Raw genomic sequence first — 19,443 nt, 5'->3', positions numbered from 1 at the left:
CAACACCTCGATCCCGGGTACCTGAACCTCGGGCCGGTACGGCAGGCTGTCGGTCGTGCAGCGTGATCAGTTGCTTGCGGGCCGCTACCGGCTCTTGGAGCGCCTCGGCAGCGGTGGCATGTCGGCGGTGCACCGGGCGTACGACGAGGTGCTCGAACGGGACGTGGCGGTGAAGGTGCTCGTCGCCTCGGACACCAACGCCCGACAACGGATCCGGGGTGAGGCCAAGGCCGCGGCCCGGCTGTCGCATCCGCATGTCACGAGCGTCTACGACTACGGCGAGTCGGCGTTGGACGGTGACCAGGTTCCGTTCGTGGTGATGGAGTTGCTCGGCGGGCACACCCTCGAACGGCGGTTGGTCGTCGGGCCGTTGCCGCCGCGCGCCGGTCTGCGGGTGTGTGCCGAGGTGGCTTCGGCGCTTGCCGCCGCCCACGACCAGGGGTTCGTGCACCGTGACATCAAGCCGAGCAACGTGATGCTCACACCCACCGGCGCGAAGGTGCTCGACTTCGGCATCGCGGCAGCCACCGGTGCCCCGGAGATCGACTTCGAGGGGCGGTTGCTGGGCACACCGGCGTACCTGGCGCCGGAGCGGTTGCAGGCCGGCGAGGTGTTGCCGGCCAGCGACGTGTACGCCCTCGGCCTGCTGCTGCATCGGGTGCTCACCGGCCGGCTGCCCTGGCCCGCCGAGGAGCAGGCGGGGACGCTCAGCACGTACGCGCACCTCGAGCCGGACCCGCTGCCCGAGATCGAGGGTGTGCCGCCCGAGGTGTACCGGCTCTACCGTTGGTGCCTGGCCGGTGACCCCGCCGACCGACCGTCGGCCGCCGACGCGGCCCGCATCCTGCTCGCCGCCGCCAGCGGGGCCGCCGCCAGCGGGACTGCCGCCGTCGCCGACCCGAAGGTAGACGTCATCGAGCAGATCAGCACCGCGACCGGTGCTGAGCCGACCAGGGCTGAGCCGACCAGGGCCGAGCCGACCGGTGCTGAGCCGACCAGAGCTGAGCCGGCCGGTGGTTCGCCCGGGCGGCCCAGGAGGCGCGGGCCGGGGCGTCGGGGGCGGGCCATCCTGACCGTCGGGGGTGCCGTGATCGCCGCGGTGGCGTTGGCCGGGTCGCTCGGTGACTTCGGTAATCGTCGACCGGGGCAGAGCACCCCGCCGACCGGCAGCGGTACGGGCACCACAGCGGTGGGAATGCCCCACACCGAGCAGCCGATCGAGGTGCTCGACGCCGGACCGTCAGCCGTGCCGCCGATCCGGACCACCGCGTCCGCCACCCGGACCGGCCCCACGACCGGTCCGGGTGGCTCGGTGGCACCGGGCCCGCCGCCGCCCACCGCCGCGGGCCCGGCCCCGACCCGGGTCGCGCCGACTCCCGCGCCCACCGCCACAGCGGGCAGACCCGTCGAGGCGCGCGGCGGGACGGTCGTCGTTCGTTGCGTGGGTAAGTCGGTCGAGGTGCTCGAGGTGGTGCTCGCGCCCGGATTCCGGGTCGAGGCGTACGACCCGGGGCCGGCGAGGAACATCACCGTCGAGTTGACGTCCACGGCGTACCGCAGCGAGATCCGGGTGCAGTGCCCCGGTGGCCAGGTGAAGTCGAAGGTCAGGGAAAGCGCCGCCTGATCGGGGGCCGGCGGGTGCCGCGCCCGGGACGTACCCGGGGCGCGGCCCCCCGTTCCCGCCGGCCGGTCCGTCACCGCCCCGCCAGCGCCCCCCAGCCCGGGTTCACCGGTTCCCGGCGCAGCGGCATGCCCGCCTCCGCCGGTGTCCGGTCCCCCTTGCGCTGGTTGCAGGCGTAGCAGGCGGCGGTGGTGTTCTTCCAGGTGTTCCGGCCGCCGCGCGAGCGGGGCAGGATGTGGTCGATGGTGGTGGCCGCGCCGCCGCAGTACGCGCAGCACCTGTCGTCGCGGCGCAGCACACCGGCGCGCGACCAGGCCGGCCCGGAGTTGAACCTCCACCGGGTGACCACGAAGCGGACCAGGCGCACCACCCGGGGCATCGGGAAGACCCCGATCACCCGGTCCGGCTCGGCCTCGTGGATCTCGGCCACCCGACGGCAGAGCATGCGGACGGCGTGTTGGACGGTGACCCGGTGCAGCGGGCCGAGGTCGGCGTTGATGACGAGGACGGCGTCCACCGGAATCTCCCTCCGTGCTGGTGGCGAACAGGACGACGACGAGCGGGACGACGCCGGGTCGGACAGCAGAAAGCCGCCCGGTCCGGCTGTCGGACGGGGCGGCTGGGCGCGTACGGGTACGCGTCAGTCGGGCCGGCCCGCCCGGGGACCTTCCGCTCGGTAACCGTCACGGGGCAGCGTCGACAGCGCGGCGGTGACGTGCCACATCGTCATGACCTGCTCCCGTGGTGGTGGTTGACAGTGCGCGCTCACGGTAGGTCGACGCGGGACGTACCGGCAACGTATTTCGATCGACCGGTCTCCTCGGGGCGTCGCTGGCGGCGGGTGCGGGGAGTTGCCGCTTTCGCCGCCACCTGGGCGGTGGTGAGCGGCCGGTTCAGCCGTAGGGCCATCCGTGCGGTGAGTTCGCTGTCGAGCAGGGGCCTGTTGACCTCGCCCGCGACCGCCAGCGCGGGCCCGGAGACCGATCGCCAGATCGCGGCCAGCCCGGCGCCCAGACCCACCAGGGCGACGGTGGCCCGGGTGGTCGGTGAGCCGGCGGCCGCCGCGGCACTCACGCCGACGACAGCGAACAGCACCAACAGCAGGGGTACGAGCACCGGCCAGAAGATGCCCCGGGCCGCCTGCGCCACCAGCCGACGGTCCCGGATGATCAGGTTCCTGGCGATCACCGCGTAGTCCTCCTCGTCGAGCAGGTCACGGGGGTGCAGACCGCCGGTGAGCACGTCGCGCCAGAGGTCACCCTGGCCACGTAGGGCCCGGCTCAGGGCGGCGGGCGCCGGCTCGGTCGGATCCCCGCGGCCGGCGCTGTCGACAGCGCTCGCCCAGGCGGCCATCGACCGGCGCACCACGGCGGCCGAGTAGGGCGGCAGAACGCTTGCCAGCTCGTCCAACCATCTGCTGATCTGGACCTGCCGGCCGCCGAACTGGCGCAGCAACTGTGTGACGTCGCCGGCTCGGACGGTGTCGGCCACCGATCGGCCCAGCCGGTAGGCCAGCCCGACCCGGTGGTTGGCGGCCATCGCCCAGCGCAGCACCTCCACGTTGAGGTCGTCGAGGGCGAGCAGCAACGGCACCGGGTCGGCGGGGTCGGGCCGGCCCAGGTCGGGCAGCAGGGCTCGGGCGGCGGCCGTGTCGGGCACCGGCCCGGTGTGCCGGGTGAGGTCGGCGATCTGGGCCAGGGCGACGTCCACCCCGTCGAGGTACATCCGCATCCGCCGGTGGGAGGACATCTCGGTGAGGTTGGAGAGTTTGGCCGGCGGTACGGCGGGACGGGCCTCGACGAAGGCGCGCGGCTCGGCGTGCTGCCCGTGGTGGTAGGCGTCCGCCATCCACCAGCCCAGCCGGAGCGCTGTGACGATGCAGGCGCGTTCGTCGCGGATCAGCGGGTACGCGTCGTCGCGGCCGATCTCGTCGATCGACGAGCCGTTCTCGGTGCCGGCGCGATGCAGTGGTGACATCTCCCGCTGCCCTCCCGCCTGGCCGATCGACGGTTGATCATTCGAGCGTACGGCAGCGTACCGTGGCTTATGTTGTGTTTTGTCGTTTCGGGCCGGTGCGGCCGGCCAGCAGCCCACGCGGCCGGATCGAGCGCACCGGCTCGGCAGCGCCGCCCTCGGCGCGCAGGATGTGGTTCGCCGCGATGATCCCGGTCGCGGCCGAGCGTTCCATCAACGCACTCGGGAAGTCCGTGGCGATCCCGTCGCCGGCCAGGTAGATGCCGTCAGCGTCGGTGCGTACCCCCGGTCGCCAGGCATGGCTGCCCGGCGTGAACGCCGGCGCCTGCGCCTCGACCCGGGCTCGCAGCTCGCGGACCCGCAGGTCGCCGGCCTCCGGCCAGAGCGCGACAAGCTCGCGGCGCATCCGCTCGGCCAGCTCCTCGGCGGGCACGCCGGGTTCGCAGGCGTACGCGTGCAGCTCGATCACCGACCCGCCGGTCTGCTGCGCCCAGCGCCGCGGCTCGTTCTCCAGTCGGTGGTACAGCGTCACCGAGTCCAGGGTGGGCTGGCGGGACACGCCACTGAACACCGCCCGACCGGCTGCCACGTCCCCGTCACACCAGTAGCGCGCCACCGCGTACGGCGGGCCGGGGGTGCCGAAGGCAGGCATCTTCGCGGCCAGCTCCGGGGCCTGCTCGGCCAGGTCCGGGGAGGCGGAGACAAGCGCGGCGAGCGCCGGCGGGTCGACGGCGAGCACGACGTGACCGGCCGGATGGCTCTCACCGTCCGTGGTCGTCACCCGCCAACCCTCGCCATCGCGGTGCACCCCGGTGGCGGCGCAGCCGGTGAGGACCCGGCCGCCGTGCTTCTCCACGTGCCGGGTCAGCGGCTCCCAGATCGCCGTGGCGTAGTCCTCGTCCGGGCAGTCGAAGGCCAACCCCTCCGGGTTTCCGAGCAGGTAGAAGTGGAACTGGGCGACCATCTCGGCCGCCGACATCTCCGCCTCGTGGTTGAAGAACGAGTGCGAGAACACCTCGAACAGCATTGCCCGCGCGCGGTCCGGCAGCCGCAGCGACGCCAGCAACTCGTCGGCGGTGGTGTCGTCCAGCTCGGCGTAGGTGCGCACCGGGTCGTAGGTGAGCAGCGGCAACGCGGCGTCCCGATCCATCAGCCGCAGGTCGGCCAGGCGCAGGCTGGGGCTGCGCAGCAGCAGTGCCAGCAGATTCGCCGGAGGTGCCGGCGGCAACTTGCCGAACTCCTCCGTCGGCCACTGCTCGCTCAGGATCGGGTAGCCCGGGATGGGCTTCAGGAAGCCCAGATCACCGTCGACCCGGCGGAGGATGGACCGCCAGTTGTAGTACTGCCGGAAGAACGCGTGAAAACCGTGCTCGTTCTGCTGGCTGCCGTCGGCGAGCGCCTCCGGCCAGGCACCCAGTCGACCGCCGAGCGTGGGTGCCGCCTCCAGCACCGTGACCGCCACACCCCGTTCCGCCAGCACCACAGCCGCCGACATGCCGGCGATGCCGCCACCCACCACGAGCGCCGTCGTCGGTCGCGGCACCCGGTCGGCACCACCGCCGCCCGGGTCCACCTGATGCTGCCGTACGCCAATCAACCGACCTACCACTTGCGACAGCGCCATGGGGGCCAGTCTGCCCCACTTTCGGCTCAGTCGACTGGTAAGCATCGGCGGGGACGGTCCGAGGCGGGCCAGACGTACTCCAGATCCTCCGGTACGTCATCGCCGAACAGCGGGCGGTAGTGCGCCGGATCCTTGCGCAGCAGCGACGAGCGGTGGCTCAGGTGCAGGTCGTCCCGGCCCAGCCACGGTGGCAGCTCACCGGCACCGGCCAGCTCGTCCTGCGTTCGGATCACGCCGGCCCCGCAGGCGGCGGCCAGGTCGACTGTCATCGTGGTCGCGCAGGTGTCCGCCCGCCCCGGCTCGGTCCACACCGCGCACATGTCCAGCCCGTAGCGGACGAGCGCCTCCTCGTACCCGGCCCACATCTTCACGGCCGGGTGGTTGCGCCAGCCGTACCCGGGTCGGGTGAGCCCGCGCAGCACCTGGATGGCCTCCACCCGCTGCTTGCCCAGCCGCTTCTGGTCCAGCGTGCGGGCGCTGGCCAGAAAGCCCGGGTACGGGAGGAACGTCTGCATGTCGCTGCTCTACCCGTCGCCGACCCGGACATACCTGGTCGCGGGATGATCCGGACGGGGTCGCCCACGGTGGCCGTGCTGATTACGATCCGGGCATGGCGGAGCCGTGGCGGGACCGGGCGCGACGGGCGGTCGAGTGGAACTGGCGGCTGCGATCCGTCGGTGATCCACGCCCGCACTACGTGATCTGCGGGAAGGACGCGCTCGCCTACTACGTGGCCCGGGCGATGCTCGAATCCGAGCTGCCGCTGGGTGGGGCCCGGGTGACTGTGGTCGTTCCGGAGCGCTACCGCAGCAACGGCCCGGACGTGGCCGGGCTGCGCGGGGTCCGGGTGGTCCGCTCGGACCGGCTGGACGTGGACACCTTCGAGGCCGCCGGCCTGGCCGGCGCGACCGGGCTGGCCCTGCTGCACCAGGACGACGTGGGCAACCTGTACGCCGCACTGTGCGCCCAGGCCGTCGACCAGCGGGTCCGCCAGGTGCTGCGAATGTTCAACGGCACCCTCGCCGACGGCGTACGCAAGCTGCTCAAGGCACCGGTCGAGGTGCTCTCCGACGCCGAGATGGCCGCACCGGCCTTCGTGGCCGCCGCGCTCAACGAGGTCGACCCCAGTTCCTTCCAACATCGGGACAAGACCCTGCGGGTGGCGCGGCGGGCCGATGTCCGACCGCAGGACGTGGTCTGCGCGTTGGCGCACGTCACCGAGGCGCACGGGGTGGTGCTGCTGCCGGCCGAGCAGGCCGGCGCCGACCTGGTGCTCGCCGAGGCGACCGGCCAGCCGGCGGGCACCGAGGTCGCCGCCCGCCGGCTGGTCCGCGCGCGTCGGCGCCGCCGCCCGGTCACTGTGGTGATGGGCGCGATCCGTGGCTTCGCCACCCGCAAGATCGGCATCGCGGTGATGGCGGTGCTCGCGCTGATCGCGGTGCTGGGGGCGCTGATCTCCCGTGCCGAGGACGTCTCTCCGCTGGAGGCGCTGTACCTCACCCTCGTCACCACCCTCAGCGGCGCCGATCCGGACACCACGAAGGCGGCAGACGCGCAGATCATGCAGGTGGTGCTCAACCTGGCCGGGTTGGCGCTCATCCCGCTGATCACCGCCGTCGTGGTGGACGGCATCGTCAACGCCCGGCTTGCCCTGCACACCGGCCGCCTGCAACCCGCGCGGGTCGGGCACGTGGTGGTGATCGGCCTGGGCAACGTCGGCACCCGGGTGGTCGCGCAGCTGCGCGAGTACGACGTCGAGGTGGTGGCGATCGACAAGAACCCGGAGCCGCGCGGCGCGGCCCTGGCGCGCCAACTGGAGGTGCCGCTGATCGTCGGCGACGCGGCGCTGCCGGAGACGCTCGTCGCCGCCTCGGTGGCCGACTGCCAGGCGCTCGTGGTGGCGTCCACCGACGACGTGGCCAACCTGGAGGCGGCGCTCGCCGCCCGCGATCTCCGTGCCGACCTGCGCGTGGTGCTCCGGCTCTTCGACGGTGACTTCGCCGAGCGGGTGGAGGAGACCTTCGCGCTCGGAGTGTCCCGGTCGGTCTCCTACCTGGCCGCTCCGGCATTCATCGGGGCGCTCACCGAACGTGCCGTGATCACCACCATTCCGGTCGACCGGCACGCGCTCCCGGTCGCCGAGGTGCCCGTCGCCCCCGGCTCCGAGTTGGACGGTCGACCGCTCGACGTGGTGAACCGGGACGGCCAGGTCCGGCTGATCGCCCGCACCCCGGCCGGTGGTGCCAGGACGATCTGGTGGAAGGACCTCGACCCCCGTCAGGTGATCTTCGCCGGTGACCGGTTGACAGTTGTCGCCCGGCGACGCGGGTTGGACTGGCTGACGCGGCAGTGCGCCCCGCCCGCTTACCCGGTCCCGGTGCCTCGGCCCGGCGGCCCGGTCCACGGCGGGTCGAAGATCCCGGTGGCGGCGTCTCCGCCGGTGCCCGGCCCGACGGACCCCGAGGTCGCCGCGTCCGCACCTGGCGCGGCGCATCCCGTTGCGCCGGCCGAGGCCGCTTCCTCGACGACCGCCGGCCTGCCTGACGAGATGACCCGCCGGCAGGACGCGGCCGGTGAGGTGAGCTGACCACGGTGCGGAAGTTCCGTGACGGCGCTGATCGGGAGGCAGGAACCGGCCGGCGTTGAGCGACAATCAGTGGCATGCGTTTCCGCATCCTGGGGCCGACCCAGGTGGTGCTGGCCGACGGGCGAGAGGTTCCCGTGGGCGGCCCACGGCTGCGTGCGTTGCTGGCGCTCCTCCTGCTCGACGCGGGCCGGGTGGTGTCCGCCGAGCGCCTGATCGACGGCCTGTACGGGGAGCATCCGCCCCGGGGCGCGGCGAACGCGCTCCAGTCCCAGGTGTCGAGGCTGCGCCAGGCTCTGCCCGCCGGGCACGATCCGGTCGAGTTCCACCCGGCCGGTTACCGCCTGGCGGTCGATCCCGACGAGGTCGACGCGTACCGGTTCGAGCGGCTCGCCGAGGCGGGACGACGCGCGCTCGTCGACGGCGACTGGCAGCGGGCGTCGACGGTGTTGCGCGAGGCGTTGGAGCTGTGGCGTGGTCCCGCTCTGGCCGATGCCGTCGGCCCGGCCGGCGCGCCGGTGCAGGCGGCCCGGTTGGACGAGTTGCGGCTGGCCGCGACCGAGGATCGGGTCGAGGCGGACCTTGCGCTGGGCGTACACGGCACGCTCGTCGCGGAGCTGCGTGAACTGGTCGTCGCGCATCCCCTGCGGGAGCGCCCGCGGGGCCAGCTCATGCGGGCGTTGGCCGCGCTGGGTCGGCCGGCGGAGGCGCTTGCCGAGTTCGAGGACGCCCGGCACACACTGGCCGAGCAGTTGGGCACCGACCCGTCGGCGGAACTGGCCGCCATCCACGTCGCGGTGCTGCGTGGTGCGGAACGCGGGCCGGCCGATCCGGCGCTGCCGAGCCAGCTCACCACGTTCGTCGGGCGGGAGGAGGAGCTCACGCGGGTCGGCGAGCTTCTCCGCGAGCGTCGGCTCGTCACCCTCACCGGGCCCGGGGGAGCGGGCAAGACCCGCCTGGCGATCGAGGCGGCGGGCCGGGTCGACGGGGAGGTCCGTTTCGTCGAGCTGGCCGGGCTGACCGACGGTCCGGACGTCCCGCAGGCGGTGCTGAGCGCGCTCGGCCTGCGCGACGCGGGCCTGCGCGCCTCCGGCGAGTCGGGCTGGCAGACCACCGATCGGCTTGTCGAGGCGCTGGCCGAGCGGCGGCTGCTGCTGGTGCTCGACAACTGCGAACACGTCCTCGTCGACGCGGCCCGGCTGCTGAGCGCGTGCCCGGCGATGCGCGTCCTGGCGACCAGTCGGGAGCCGCTCGGGCTGGCCGGCGAGGCGCTGTGCCCGCTCTCCGGGCTGACAGTGCCCCCGATCGGCGCGTCCGCGTTCCACGCCGGCGAGTACGCGGCGGTCGGCCTGTTCGTCCAGCGGGCCGTCGACGTCGCGCCCGACTTCCGTGTCACGCCGGTGAACGTCGAGACGGTGCTGCGGATCTGCCGGGCCCTGGACGGCCTGCCGTTGGCGATCGAGTTGGCCGCCGCGCGCCTGCGTGGGCTGCCCGTCGCCGAGGTGGCGGCCCGGCTCGACGATCGGTTCCGGCTGCTCTCGACGGGCAACCGGGCCGCTTCGCCTCGACACCGCACCCTCCGGGCGGTGGTCGAGTGGAGTTGGGATCTGCTGAACGACGCCGAACGGGAGGTGGCCCGACGGCTGACAGTCTTCGCCGGAGGGGCCACGCTGGAGGCGGCCGGGCGGGTCTGCGAGCTGCCCACCGCCGAGTTCGTCGACGCGCTCACCGGTCTGGTCGACAAGTCCTTCGTGGAGATGACCGGCGGCCGGTACCGGATGCTCGAAACGGTGCGGGCCTTCTGCGCCGAGCGTCTCGTCGAGGCCGGTGAGGCCGACCGGCTCCGCCGCGCGCACACCGCGTACTTCCTGGAGTTCGCCTGGACCGCCAGCGACCATCTCCGGTGCGCGGAGCAGCTGCACTGGTTGCGACGGCTCGACGCGGAACGCGACAACCTGCATGCGGCGTTGCGCCGCGCCACTGCCGCCGGCGACGCGTCCGACGCGGCCGGGATGGTCGCGGCCCTGTCGTTCTACTGGTGGCTGCGCGGAATACGCGGGGAAGGGGCGCGGCTCGCCACCGACGTCCTCGAACTGCTCGGCACCGAAGCGCCGCCGGGGCTCCGCGAGGAGTTCGCCCTGTGCGTCTACAACGCCTCGCTCGCGGGCTCCGGCCACCTGCCGTCCGTCGGGACGCAGTCGTCAGTGATCCGCAGCCTCGACCGGCCGCCGCGACAGCCGTTCCTGCTGTACCTGTCGGGGATCTCGACCGGGCCGCCGGCCGGTGGTGCCGATGATGTCGACGAGCTGATGGGGGAGCTGCGGCGGCTGGTCGGCCCGGACACCTGGATCACCTCACTCGGTGCGATGGGCAGTGGCGCGTCGCTGATGTGGAGTGGTGAGTGGGACCGGGCCCGGACGGCGCTGACCACCGCGCTCGACGGCTTCCGCAGCAGCGGGGACCGGTGGGGCACCATGATCACGCTCGGTGCCCTCGGCGAGCTGGCCGCCTGGCGGGGCGACCCGGAGGCGGCGGGTGCGCACATGGATGAGGCGATGGGGTTGGTCGAGGCGCTCGGGTCGGCCGTCGACCAGGCCGACATGCTGCGTACCCGGGGGGAGATAAGGCTGCGCGCCGGTGACCTCGCGGCGGCGCACGACGACTTCGCCGGCGCGTTGCTCCTCGCGCAGCGCAGCGGCGCGCCCGAGTTCGTGGCCGCCGCCCGCCTCGGCCTCGCCCAGGTCGCCCGGTTGCGCGGTGATTTGGCCGCCGCGCGACGGTTCGGCGAGGAGGCGTTGGCCGGTGGGCTCACCGGGTGGTACGTCGGCGAAGCCGCCCGAGCGGAGATCATCCTCGTCCTCACGCAGATCACCGAGGCGGAGAAGGCCGGTGCGGCGCCGTCAGCGGACGGTGCGTGATCCGTCAGCGCCCGACCGCACCGTGGGGGCATGACGACATTCGAAGTGGTCGCCGAAGGGCTGGGCAAGCGGTACGGCCCGACCCGCGCGCTCGACACGTTCGACCTGACGGTGCCGCCCGGCACTGTCCACGGGCTGCTGGGGCCGAACGGGGCGGGCAAGACGACTGCCGTGCGGATCCTCACCACGCTGCTGCGCTTCGACACGGGACGGGCGACGGTGGCCGGGTACGACGTGCGGCGTCAGCCGGACGAGGTCCGTGCCCGGATCGGGCTGACCGGGCAGTACGCCGCTGTCGACGAGATCCTCAGCGGCCGGCAGAACCTGGAGTTGTTCGGCCGGCTGTTCCGGCTCGGCCGGGGGGAGGCCCGTCGACGCGCCGGCGAACTGCTGGAACGGTTCGGGCTCGACGAGGCGGCGGGTCGCTCCGCCGGTGAGTACTCGGGTGGGATGCGCCGCCGGCTGGATCTGGCCGCCAGTCTGATCCGTACGCCGCGGGTGCTGTTCCTGGACGAGCCGACGACCGGCCTGGACCCGCGCAGCCGCAACCAGGTGTGGGACCTGGTCCGCGGTCTCGTCGCGGACGGGACCACCGTGCTGCTCACCACGCAGTACCTGGAGGAGGCCGATCAGCTCGCCGACCGGATCTCGGTGATCGACGCGGGTCGGGTGGTGGCCGAGGGCTCACCGGACCAGTTGAAGGCGATGACCGGCGGCGACCGGATCGAGGTGGTGGTCCGCGACGCGGCCGAGGTGAGCCTCGCTGCCCGTCTCGTGGAGCGGATCTGCGGCGTGGAACCCGAACTCGACCCGGAGGTCCGCCGGCTCAGCGTGCCGGTGCGTGACCGCGTCGCCGGACTGGTCGACGTGGTACGCGCGCTCGACGACGCCGGGATCGCGGTCGAGGACATCGGCCTGCGGCGCGCGACGTTGGACGAGGCGTTTCTGTACCTGACCGGGCACCGACCGGACGAGGCCCGCGAGCCCGTCGGGGCGGGACGAGAGGCGGACGTGACATGACCACCGCAATCGCTGACGGCTGGACGATGACCAGGCGGAACATGACGCACGTGATCCGCGCGCCGGAGGAGCTGATCCTCTACTTCTCGTTGCCGATCATGTTCGTGCTGGTCTTCGGGTACGTGTTCGGCAGCGGTATGCAGGTGCCCGGTGGTGGCAGCTACCGCGAGTTCCTGCTGCCCGGGGTGTTCGTGATGACGATGTTGTACGGGCTGGGGGCGACGGCGACGGGTGTGGCGCTGGATCTCAGCCGTGGTGTGGTCGACAGGTTCCGGTCGATGCCGATGGCACGGTCCGCCCTGATGACCGGTCGCAGCGCCGCCGACCTGCTGCGCGCGCTGCTGGAGATGTCCACCCTCCTGGTCTGTGGGCTGCTCGTCGGGTGGCAGTGGCGACAGGGCGTCGGCAAGGCGTTGCTCGCCGTCGGGCTTCTCCTGCTGCTGCGGGTCGCCATCACCTGGGTCGGGATCTACCTGGCGTTGCTGGTCCGCAACCCGGACACGGTCGGCGTGATCGTCTTCCCGGCGGCGTTTCCGTTGAGCGCGATCTCCAACGTCTTCGTGTCGCCCGAGCTGATGCCGCCGGTCATCGGGACGATCTCGGAGTGGAATCCGTTGTCGGCCACCGTCGCGGCGATCCGCGAACTGTTCGGCAACCCGGGCCTGGGCGGCGACTCCTGGCCGGCGGAGCACGCGATGCTGTTGGCGGTGCTGTGGCCGGTGCTGCTGATCGCGACGTTCGCCCCGTTGGCACTGAGCCGCTACCGGCGGTTGAGCCGCTGAACCCCGCGCCGGTGGCCCCTCCGGGTCACCGGCGCGCGAGGCGGAGCGCGTACCAGGCGGCACCGGCCGCGAGCACACCGCCTCCCGCCAGCACGCTGGTCACTGGCAGGTTGACAGCGAGCAGCAGACACCCGGCCAGCCCCAGCCCGGCGAGCACCTGCACCGGCAGCCGACGACCGGGTTCCCGCCCCAGGGTGAGCGCCGCCGCGTTGGTGATCGCGTAGTAGACGAGCACCGTGCAACTGGAGAAGCCGATCGCCGCACGGACGTCACCGAGCAGCACCACCACGATCACCACGGCGGCGACAGCCAGTTCGGCGCGGTGCGGCACCTGGTGGACCCGGTGCACGGCGGCCAGCGCGCCGGGCAGGTCACGTCGGCGGGCCATGGCGAGGGTGGTCCGCCCGACCCCGGCGACCAGGGACAGCAGCACTCCGACGACGGCGACCGTGGCACCGGCGCGGACGACCCACGCCAGGCCGGGCAGCCCGGCGGCGGTCACCACGTCGACCAGGGGCGCGGCGGACCCGGCCAGCCGGTCGACGCCCAGCACACCGAGGGCGACCACCGCCAGCACCAGGTAGATCACGAGCACCATTCCGAGCGCCAGCGGCACCGCCAGCGGAATCGTCCTCTGCGGGTCGCGGACCTCCTCGCCGAGCGTGGCGATCCGGGCGTACCCGGCGAAGGCGAAGAACAGCAACCCGGCCGCGGTGAGCACGCCCCGCGCCGAACCGCCGGGCCCGCCGAGCCGGTCCAGGTGCACCGGCCCGCTCACCACCCCGACCACAGTGACCACAATCAGCACCGCGAGCACCAGCGCGACCAACGCCCTGGTCACGGTGGCGGTCTTGCCGATGCCACGCAGGTTCACGGCGGTCACCGCGACCACCGCGCCGACGGCGACCAGCCGGGCCTGACCCGGCCAGAGGTACGCCCCGATGGTCAACGCCATCGCGGCGCAACTCGCCGTCTTGCCGACCACGAAGCCCCAGCCGGCCAGGAATCCGGCGAACGGCCCGAGGCGCTCCCGGCCGTAGACGTAGGTGCCACCGGATTCCGGGTAGCGGGCCGCGAGCCGAGCCGAGCTGGTCGCGTTGCAGAAAGCGACGAAGCCGGCCAGCACCAGAGCGGGCAGCAGGCCGCCGCCGGCCGCCGCCACCGCCGGGCCGAAGACCACGAAGACGCCCGCGCCGAGCATCGAGCCCAACCCGATGACAACCGCATCGGGTACGCCCAGCCTCCGCGCCAGTTGGTCCACGAGCCGAAACCCTAGGGGTACGAGATGAACGGCCGATCCCACGCGCGTAGCCGGCCGGGGAGCGGAACGCCGTCCCAGGGCACCCGGTGCAGCAGCCGGTCCAGGATCAGGCCCAGCAGCAGCCCGGCCACCGAGTCGGTGAGCCAGTGAAAGCCGAGGTAGGTGGTGGTGGTGAGGACGACGAGCGGCGGCACGACGCGGATCACTGTGACGAGCCGGGCCGGCAGGTGGCGGCCGTAGCTGCGGGCCAGCGGGGCGAGCAGCAGCGCGATGATCCCGTACCAGACGATCGCGTTGGCGACGTGCCCCGACGGGTAGGACTGGGCGAACCGCACCGGCAGGTCGTCGTGGAACATCGGCAGGGTCTGCTCGGGGGTCAGGAACGGCTCCTTGACACTGGCGCTCGGTGCCGCCCGCGCCGTCCAGACCTTGAACGGGCCGATCGTCAGGTAGGTCAGCACGAACCCCACCACCAGCGGCAGGATCGGTCGCACCGAGCGCAGCCGGACGGCCAGCCACACGCTCAGCCCAGCGGCGATCAACGTCAGTGGGCTGCCCTGGCCGAGGAAGTTCAGCACCCGGGCAGTCCAGTAGACGGCGGCCGGCCGGTGCCCGGTGGACCAGTCGTCGACCGCCCGGTCCAACCCGAAGAGGTGGTCGGTGGCGAGTGCCACTGTCAACCCGACCAGACCAACGAGCAGGAGCGCGTCGAACCACCAGCCGGCCGGGCGGACGGGACGTAGCCGCAGGTCACGTCGTACCACTGTGGGTTTGAGCACGCGACCACGCTACCGGTCGCGTGCGAGGCCGGGGTGTGCGGCGCTGTGGGCACAACCACGATGTGAGGCGATGCGGGGGGTGAGGCGTCATGCTTGTGCCCGTGCGGATCACGTCTGCCCTCGTTGACCCGGCGCTGCTCGACCTGCCCTGGTCGACACCGCTGGAGGAGTGGCCTGCCCAACACCTGGTCGCGCTGCCGCAGGGCATCTCCCGGCACATCGTCCGGTTCGTCCGGTTGGGCGAGTACGTGTACGCCTTCAAGGAGACCCGCGAGCGGATCGCCGAGCGGGAGTACGACCTGCTCCGGGCCCTGGAGCGGATCGGCTTCCCGTCGGTCGAGGCGGTGGCTGTCGTCGCCGACCGGCAGACCGAGGACGGGGAGCCACTCGAATCGGTGCTGATCACCAGGCATCTGCAGTTCTCGCTGCCGTACCGCGCGCTCTTCTCGCACACCCTCCGGCCGGAGACGATGAGCCGGCTGCTCGACGCGCTCGCCGCCCTGATCGTGCGGATGCACCTGACCGGTTTCTTCTGGGGCGACTGCTCGCTGTCGAACACGCTGTTCCGGCGGGACGCGGGCGCCTTCGCCGCCTACCTGGTGGACGCGGAGACGGGTGCCCTGCACCTCTCGCTCTCCAAGGGTCAGCGCGGTGAGGACCTGGAGATCGCCCGGGTGAACATCTTCGGTGAGGCGTTGGACCTGCAGGCCGCCGGCCTGCTGCACGAGTCCATCGACCCGGAGGTGGTCTGCGAGGAGGTCGTGCAGCGCTACGAGCGGCTCTGGCACGAGATCACCTACGAGCAGGCGATCGAGCGGGAGGCCCGGCACGACATCGAGGGCCGGATCCGCCGCCTCAACGAGCTGGGCTTCGACGTCGCCGAGGTGGCCATGTCGTCCATCGACGACGGGCGGTTCCTGGTCCGGCCGAAGGTCGTCGACGCCGGCTACCACACCCGACGGCTGTTGCGGCTGACCGGGCTGGACGCCGAGGAGAACCAGGCCCGCAAGCTGCTCAACGACCTGGACGCCTACCGTGCGGAGAGCGACCTGATCGACGAGCAGCAGGCCGCCCACCGCTGGCTCACCGAGGTCTTCGAGCCGGTGGTCCGGGCCGTTCCCGCGCACCTGCGCCGCAAGCTGGAGCCGCAGGAACTGTTCGCCCAGATCATCGAGCACAAGTGGTTGCTCTCCGAGCAGGCCGGCCGGGACGTGGGGATGCGCCACGCGGTCCAGTCGTACCTGTCCGAGGTGCTTGTGCACCGCCCCGACGAGCAGGCCGTCCTCGGCGTGGAAGTCCCCAGCCTGAGCTGAGTCCAGCCCGGTTTGTTGGTGGCCCGGTTTGTTGGTGGCCCGGTTTGTTGGTGGCCTGGTGGTCCGAGGCATGGCGCTTCGCGGCCCGGTGTCTGGCTCGCTCATGAGGTTGCTGGTCGGCTCGGTGGCTGGACACTTGTCCAAGCCGCTGCCTTTGGAGCTGATGTCGTAAACGATTCAGCCGAGGTCGGCTGGGCCGGGCCGGTGGGCTGGCGCGGCTCCTGGGCTGATGCCGCAAACGACTCAGCTCCAAAGACATCCCAGGAGCACCGTGGGGCTGGTCGCAGGCGGAACAGCCTGCGCCATGGGCCGCCCGTAGGGCAGCTCGGCAGTCGCGCAACGGGCGTGTCACTCCACCCAGGAGCCCCCACGCAGCACCCGCACCACAGTGAGGTCGTCGTCGAGCACCACCAGGTCGGCGCGGAGACCCACCTGGAGGGACCCGACCCGGTCGCCGAGGCCGATGGCCCGCGCCGGGGTGGTGGCCACCATCCGGGCGGCGTCGGCGATGGGGATTCCGGCGTTCACCGCGTGCCGCAGCGAGGCGTCCATGGTCAGCGTGCTGCCGGCGATCGCGCCGTCGCGGGCGAGCCGGGCCACCCCGTCAGCGACGGTGACGGCCTGGCCGCCCAGCTCGTACTCGCCGTCGGCCATGCCGGCGGCGGCCATCGCGTCGGTGATCAGCGCGGCGCGGTCCGGGCCGGCGGTCGCCGTGACGAAGGTCAGCATGCCGTCGTGCAGGTGCACCCCGTCGGCGACCAGCTCGCAGATCACGGTAGGGGCGTCGAGCAGGGCCACCACCGGACCGGGCTCGCGGTGATGCACCGGCCGCATCCCGTTGAACAGGTGGGTGCCGACACTGGCGCCGGCGGCGACGGCGGCGCGGGTCTGCTCGTACGTGGCGTCGGTGTGACCCACCGCCGCCACCACCCGCTGCGCGGTGAGCAGCTTGATCGCCTCCAGGGCGCCGTCGCGCTCCGGTGCGAGGGTGACCATCCGGACGGCGCCGCGGCCCAGCTCGATCAGCTCGGTCAGCTCGTCGGTCGACGGGTCCCGCAGGTACTCCGGGTTCTGCGCACCGCAGCGCGCGGCCGACAGGTACGGCCCCTCGAAGTGGATTCCCGCCAGCACACCCTCGTCGACCAACGGGGCGAACGCCTCGGTGGCCGTCCGCATCAGCGGAAAGGGTGCGCTGACCAGGCTGGCCAGCAGAGTGGTGGTGCCGTGCGAGAGGTGGAAGTCGGCCGCCGCGCGGGCCTCGTCGGCGTCACCGGTGGTGAACGTGTGCCCGCCACCGCCGTGCGTGTGCATGTCGACGAAGCCGGGCAGGATCCAGTGCCCGTCGCGCACCGACGGGTACTCGGCCACCGCTGTGATCCGATCACCGTCCCACTCGACGCACCCCTGACGGACGACTCCGGTCGGGGTCACCACTCGGCCGTTCACCCGTACGGTCATCGTTTCTCCTGAAGGTCACGGACACCCACGGCGTCCAGGGCGAGCAGGGCGGCACCGAGGCAACCGGCCTCGTCGCCGAGTGCTGCCGCGACGAGGTGCGGCTCCCGGTGGAAGGTCATTCGTTCGTGCAGCGCCGCCCGCAGCGGGGTCAGCAACCGGTCCCCGGCCTGGGCGAGACCGCCGCCGAGCACGATCGTCGCCACGTCGAACAGCGCCTGCCCGGTGGCGAGGCCGTCGGCGAGCGCCTCGACCGCCTCCTGCCACACCCGACCGGCGAGCGGTTCGCCGGCGGCGGCCCGTTCGGCCACCTCGGCCGCCGTCACCGAGGCGTCGGCGGACCCGCCGGCCAGTTCGGCGTAACGACGGCCGATCGCCGCCGCCGACGCCACCGCCTCCAGGCAGCCGGGTCGGCCGCAGCCGCAGCGCGGGCCGTCGGGCCGTACCAGGATGTGGCCGATCTCCCCGGCGGCGCCGTGCGCCCCCACCGCGGCCGTGCCGTCCACGACGTGCGCGGCGGCGATGCCGGTGCCGATCGCCACGAACAGCACGTGCCCGGTGCCCCGTCCGGCGCCGAGCCGGGCCTCGGCGAGACCACCGACGCGCACGTCGTGGCCGAGCGCCGCCGGCAGGCCGAGCCGCCTCACCGTCAGGTCCCGCAGCGGTACGTCCCGGAAGCCCACGTTCGCCGACCAGACCGCGACCCCGCGTGCCTCGTCCACCACCCCGGGTACGGCGACGCCCACCGCGATCGGGGTGAGCCCGTCCGCGCGGGCCTTGTCGGCCAGCCCGCCGGCCACCTCAAGAATGGTGCCGACAACGGCGGCCGGGCCACGTGCGGCGTCGGTGGGGTGCCGCTCGGTGCGGATCACGACGCCGTCCGGCCGGACCAGCGCGCACTTCATGCCGGTGCCGCCGACGTCCAGCGCAACGACCACCCGGTCGCTCATGACGCCTTCCCGGTTCGCGACTGCGGGGCTCGCAAGCCCGGCTCACTCCTCGCGCTCACGCCAACACCACGGACCGGGTGAGGTGGCGGGGCGCGTCCGGGTCGAGACCCCGGCTGGTGGCCAGCGCGACAGCGAAGCGCTGAGCCAGGATCAGGTCGGCCATCGGGTCGACCGGGGTACGGCCGGCCGACCAACTGCCCAGCACCGTGCGCCAACCGTGCGTGCGGCTGTGGACGAAGGCCGCCCCGGTGGCGGCCACGTCCTCGGGCAGCCCGTCGGGCAGGTCACCCAACGCCCACACCAGCCGCCCGGGGGCGGCGACCGAGATGGGGCCGTGCCGGTAGTCCATCGCCGGGTACGCCTCGGCCCAGAAGGTGGCCGCCTCGCGGCACTTCAGCGCCGCTTCCTGGGCCAGCCCGATCGTCCACCCCCGACCGAGGAAGGTGACCTGCTCGATGGTGGCCGGGTCGATCGGCAGCGGGGACCGCACCGCCACCTCCGCGTCGGCGGCGAGGGCTGTCACCGGGTCGCCGAGCTGGGCCCGGAGCAGGGCCAACGCGGTGGTCGCGAAGCGGGTCTGCACCACCGACCGTTCGTCGGCGAAGGGCATTGCCACAGTGGCGTCGGCGAGGTGCACCGCCGGGGACGTCGGGTCGCCGACGATGACCGTGGTGGGTGTCTGTCCGCGCAGCGCGGCGAGCAGTTCCAGCACCTCGGTGGTGGTGCCGGAACGGGTGATGGCGATCAGCCGGTCGTAGCGGCGGCCGGTGGGGAACTCGGAGGCCTGGAACGCGTCGGTCTCACCCTGGCCGGCCTGTTCGCGGCGGGCGGCGTACGCCATCGCCATGAACCACGACGTGCCGCAGCCGACGACGGCGACTCGTTCCCCGGGGCGCGGCAGGTCACCGCGTACGACCTCGGCCAGTGTGGCCGCCTCCCGCCAGCAGTCGGGTTGGCTCGCGATCTCCGCGTCCACGTACGCCATGGGAAACTCCTCGCAGGGCCGATCGGTGCGCAATACGGCTCGTTAGACCCGCATTTCGCGCGTTATTCTGCGCGAACGCAGGTGACCATGGCAACCGACAGAGCGATCGCGCAGGTAGTTCTTTTGCGCCAGCCTAGTTTCGCGCACTAGTGTGCACGCAATCAATCACCGTGCGTG

Annotated in this window: 15 protein-coding genes; 6 read left to right on the top strand and 9 right to left on the bottom strand. The window is 72.7% G+C overall.

Features of this window, described 5'->3' with window-relative positions; translation table 11 throughout:
• Window positions 1–55 precede the first annotated feature (55 nt).
• Window positions 56–1,624 carry a serine/threonine-protein kinase gene (locus tag ABZ406_RS03440; protein WP_357755741.1) on the top strand — a complete coding sequence of 523 codons (1,569 nt, stop codon included), beginning with the start codon at window positions 56–58 and terminating at the stop codon, window positions 1,622–1,624.
• Between the two features lie 70 nt (window positions 1,625–1,694).
• Here ABZ406_RS03440 and ABZ406_RS03435 read toward each other — a convergent pair whose 3' ends face one another.
• The 4 genes from ABZ406_RS03435 to ABZ406_RS03420 form a co-directional block, all read right to left on the bottom strand.
• Entirely contained in the window at window positions 1,695–2,138 is a 444-nt protein-coding gene (locus ABZ406_RS03435; protein ID WP_357755740.1) for an HNH endonuclease, read from the bottom strand.
• Window positions 2,139–2,386: 248 nt separating this feature from the next.
• On the bottom strand, window positions 2,387–3,598 hold the full coding sequence (locus tag ABZ406_RS03430; protein WP_357755739.1) for a hypothetical protein: 1,212 nt from the start codon (window positions 3,596–3,598) through the stop codon (window positions 2,387–2,389).
• Window positions 3,599–3,665: 67 nt separating this feature from the next.
• Entirely contained in the window at window positions 3,666–5,219 is a 1,554-nt protein-coding gene (locus tag ABZ406_RS03425; RefSeq protein ID WP_357755738.1) for an FAD-dependent oxidoreductase, read from the bottom strand.
• A gap of 26 nt (window positions 5,220–5,245) precedes the next feature.
• Window positions 5,246–5,734 (bottom strand): MSMEG_6728 family protein, encoded by a 489-nt coding sequence (locus tag ABZ406_RS03420; protein ID WP_357755737.1) that lies wholly within the window; start codon window positions 5,732–5,734, stop codon window positions 5,246–5,248.
• 95 nt (window positions 5,735–5,829) lie between these two features.
• Here ABZ406_RS03420 and ABZ406_RS03415 point away from each other — a divergent pair, with 95 nt between their 5' ends.
• From ABZ406_RS03415 to ABZ406_RS03400, 4 genes are all read left to right on the top strand, one after another.
• Entirely contained in the window at window positions 5,830–7,806 is a 1,977-nt protein-coding gene (locus ABZ406_RS03415; protein WP_357755736.1) for an NAD-binding protein, read from the top strand.
• Window positions 7,807–7,880: 74 nt separating this feature from the next.
• Window positions 7,881–10,721, top strand: a complete 2,841-nt coding sequence (locus tag ABZ406_RS03410) for a BTAD domain-containing putative transcriptional regulator (RefSeq protein ID WP_357755735.1) — start codon at window positions 7,881–7,883, stop codon at window positions 10,719–10,721.
• A gap of 30 nt (window positions 10,722–10,751) precedes the next feature.
• The gene (locus ABZ406_RS03405; protein WP_357755734.1) at window positions 10,752–11,741 is read left to right on the top strand and encodes an ATP-binding cassette domain-containing protein; all 990 of its coding nucleotides are present in this window, start codon (window positions 10,752–10,754) and stop codon (window positions 11,739–11,741) included.
• The gene (locus ABZ406_RS03400; RefSeq protein ID WP_357755733.1) at window positions 11,738–12,523 is read left to right on the top strand and encodes an ABC transporter permease; all 786 of its coding nucleotides are present in this window, start codon (window positions 11,738–11,740) and stop codon (window positions 12,521–12,523) included. The genes ABZ406_RS03405 and ABZ406_RS03400 overlap by 4 nt, the downstream gene beginning before the upstream one ends.
• 25 nt (window positions 12,524–12,548) lie before the next feature.
• Here ABZ406_RS03400 and ABZ406_RS03395 read toward each other — a convergent pair whose 3' ends face one another.
• Window positions 12,549–13,784 carry an APC family permease gene (locus tag ABZ406_RS03395; protein ID WP_357755732.1) on the bottom strand — a complete coding sequence of 412 codons (1,236 nt, stop codon included), beginning with the start codon at window positions 13,782–13,784 and terminating at the stop codon, window positions 12,549–12,551.
• 11 nt (window positions 13,785–13,795) lie between these two features.
• The gene (locus tag ABZ406_RS03390; RefSeq protein WP_357755915.1) at window positions 13,796–14,533 is read right to left on the bottom strand and encodes a phosphatase PAP2 family protein; all 738 of its coding nucleotides are present in this window, start codon (window positions 14,531–14,533) and stop codon (window positions 13,796–13,798) included.
• Window positions 14,534–14,652: 119 nt separating this feature from the next.
• Here ABZ406_RS03390 and ABZ406_RS03385 point away from each other — a divergent pair, with 119 nt between their 5' ends.
• Window positions 14,653–15,876, top strand: a complete 1,224-nt coding sequence (locus tag ABZ406_RS03385) for a DUF4032 domain-containing protein (RefSeq protein WP_357755731.1) — start codon at window positions 14,653–14,655, stop codon at window positions 15,874–15,876.
• Window positions 15,877–16,224: 348 nt separating this feature from the next.
• Here ABZ406_RS03385 and nagA read toward each other — a convergent pair whose 3' ends face one another.
• The 3 genes from nagA to ABZ406_RS03370 are packed head-to-tail and all read right to left on the bottom strand — an operon-like array spanning window position 16,225 to window position 19,266.
• Window positions 16,225–17,334 (bottom strand): N-acetylglucosamine-6-phosphate deacetylase, encoded by a 1,110-nt coding sequence (gene nagA / locus ABZ406_RS03380; RefSeq protein ID WP_357755730.1) that lies wholly within the window; start codon window positions 17,332–17,334, stop codon window positions 16,225–16,227.
• Window positions 17,331–18,281: an ROK family protein gene (locus ABZ406_RS03375; RefSeq protein ID WP_357755729.1), complete on the bottom strand. Its 951-nt coding sequence runs from the start codon at window positions 18,279–18,281 to the stop codon at window positions 17,331–17,333. Before ABZ406_RS03375 ends, nagA begins: the two co-directional genes overlap by 4 nt.
• A 55-nt stretch (window positions 18,282–18,336) precedes the next feature.
• On the bottom strand, window positions 18,337–19,266 hold the full coding sequence (locus ABZ406_RS03370; RefSeq protein ID WP_357755728.1) for an SIS domain-containing protein: 930 nt from the start codon (window positions 19,264–19,266) through the stop codon (window positions 18,337–18,339).
• Window positions 19,267–19,443: the final 177 nt, after the last annotated feature.

Source organism: Micromonospora sp. NPDC005710, assembly GCF_040630995.1.
Classification (GTDB): domain Bacteria; phylum Actinomycetota; class Actinomycetes; order Mycobacteriales; family Micromonosporaceae; genus Micromonospora.
Note: the sequence above shows the minus strand (reverse complement) of the source record. Positions and strands in the feature narration are given on the sequence as shown.

Excerpts from the sequence above, each read along its gene's own strand:
- ABZ406_RS03430 (WP_357755739.1), bottom strand. The coding sequence starts at position 3,598 with ATGTCACCACTGCATCGCGCCGGCACCGAGAACGGCTCGTCGATCGAC.
- ABZ406_RS03425 (WP_357755738.1), bottom strand. The coding sequence starts at position 5,219 with ATGGCGCTGTCGCAAGTGGTAGGTCGGTTGATTGGCGTACGGCAGCAT.
- ABZ406_RS03420 (WP_357755737.1), bottom strand. The coding sequence starts at position 5,734 with ATGCAGACGTTCCTCCCGTACCCGGGCTTTCTGGCCAGCGCCCGCACG.
- ABZ406_RS03415 (WP_357755736.1), top strand. The coding sequence starts at position 5,830 with ATGGCGGAGCCGTGGCGGGACCGGGCGCGACGGGCGGTCGAGTGGAAC.
- ABZ406_RS03410 (WP_357755735.1), top strand. The coding sequence starts at position 7,881 with ATGCGTTTCCGCATCCTGGGGCCGACCCAGGTGGTGCTGGCCGACGGG.
- ABZ406_RS03405 (WP_357755734.1), top strand. The coding sequence starts at position 10,752 with ATGACGACATTCGAAGTGGTCGCCGAAGGGCTGGGCAAGCGGTACGGC.
- ABZ406_RS03400 (WP_357755733.1), top strand. The coding sequence starts at position 11,738 with ATGACCACCGCAATCGCTGACGGCTGGACGATGACCAGGCGGAACATG.
- ABZ406_RS03385 (WP_357755731.1), top strand. The coding sequence starts at position 14,653 with ATGCTTGTGCCCGTGCGGATCACGTCTGCCCTCGTTGACCCGGCGCTG.
- nagA (WP_357755730.1), bottom strand. The coding sequence starts at position 17,334 with ATGACCGTACGGGTGAACGGCCGAGTGGTGACCCCGACCGGAGTCGTC.
- ABZ406_RS03375 (WP_357755729.1), bottom strand. The coding sequence starts at position 18,281 with ATGAGCGACCGGGTGGTCGTTGCGCTGGACGTCGGCGGCACCGGCATG.
- ABZ406_RS03370 (WP_357755728.1), bottom strand. The coding sequence starts at position 19,266 with ATGGCGTACGTGGACGCGGAGATCGCGAGCCAACCCGACTGCTGGCGG.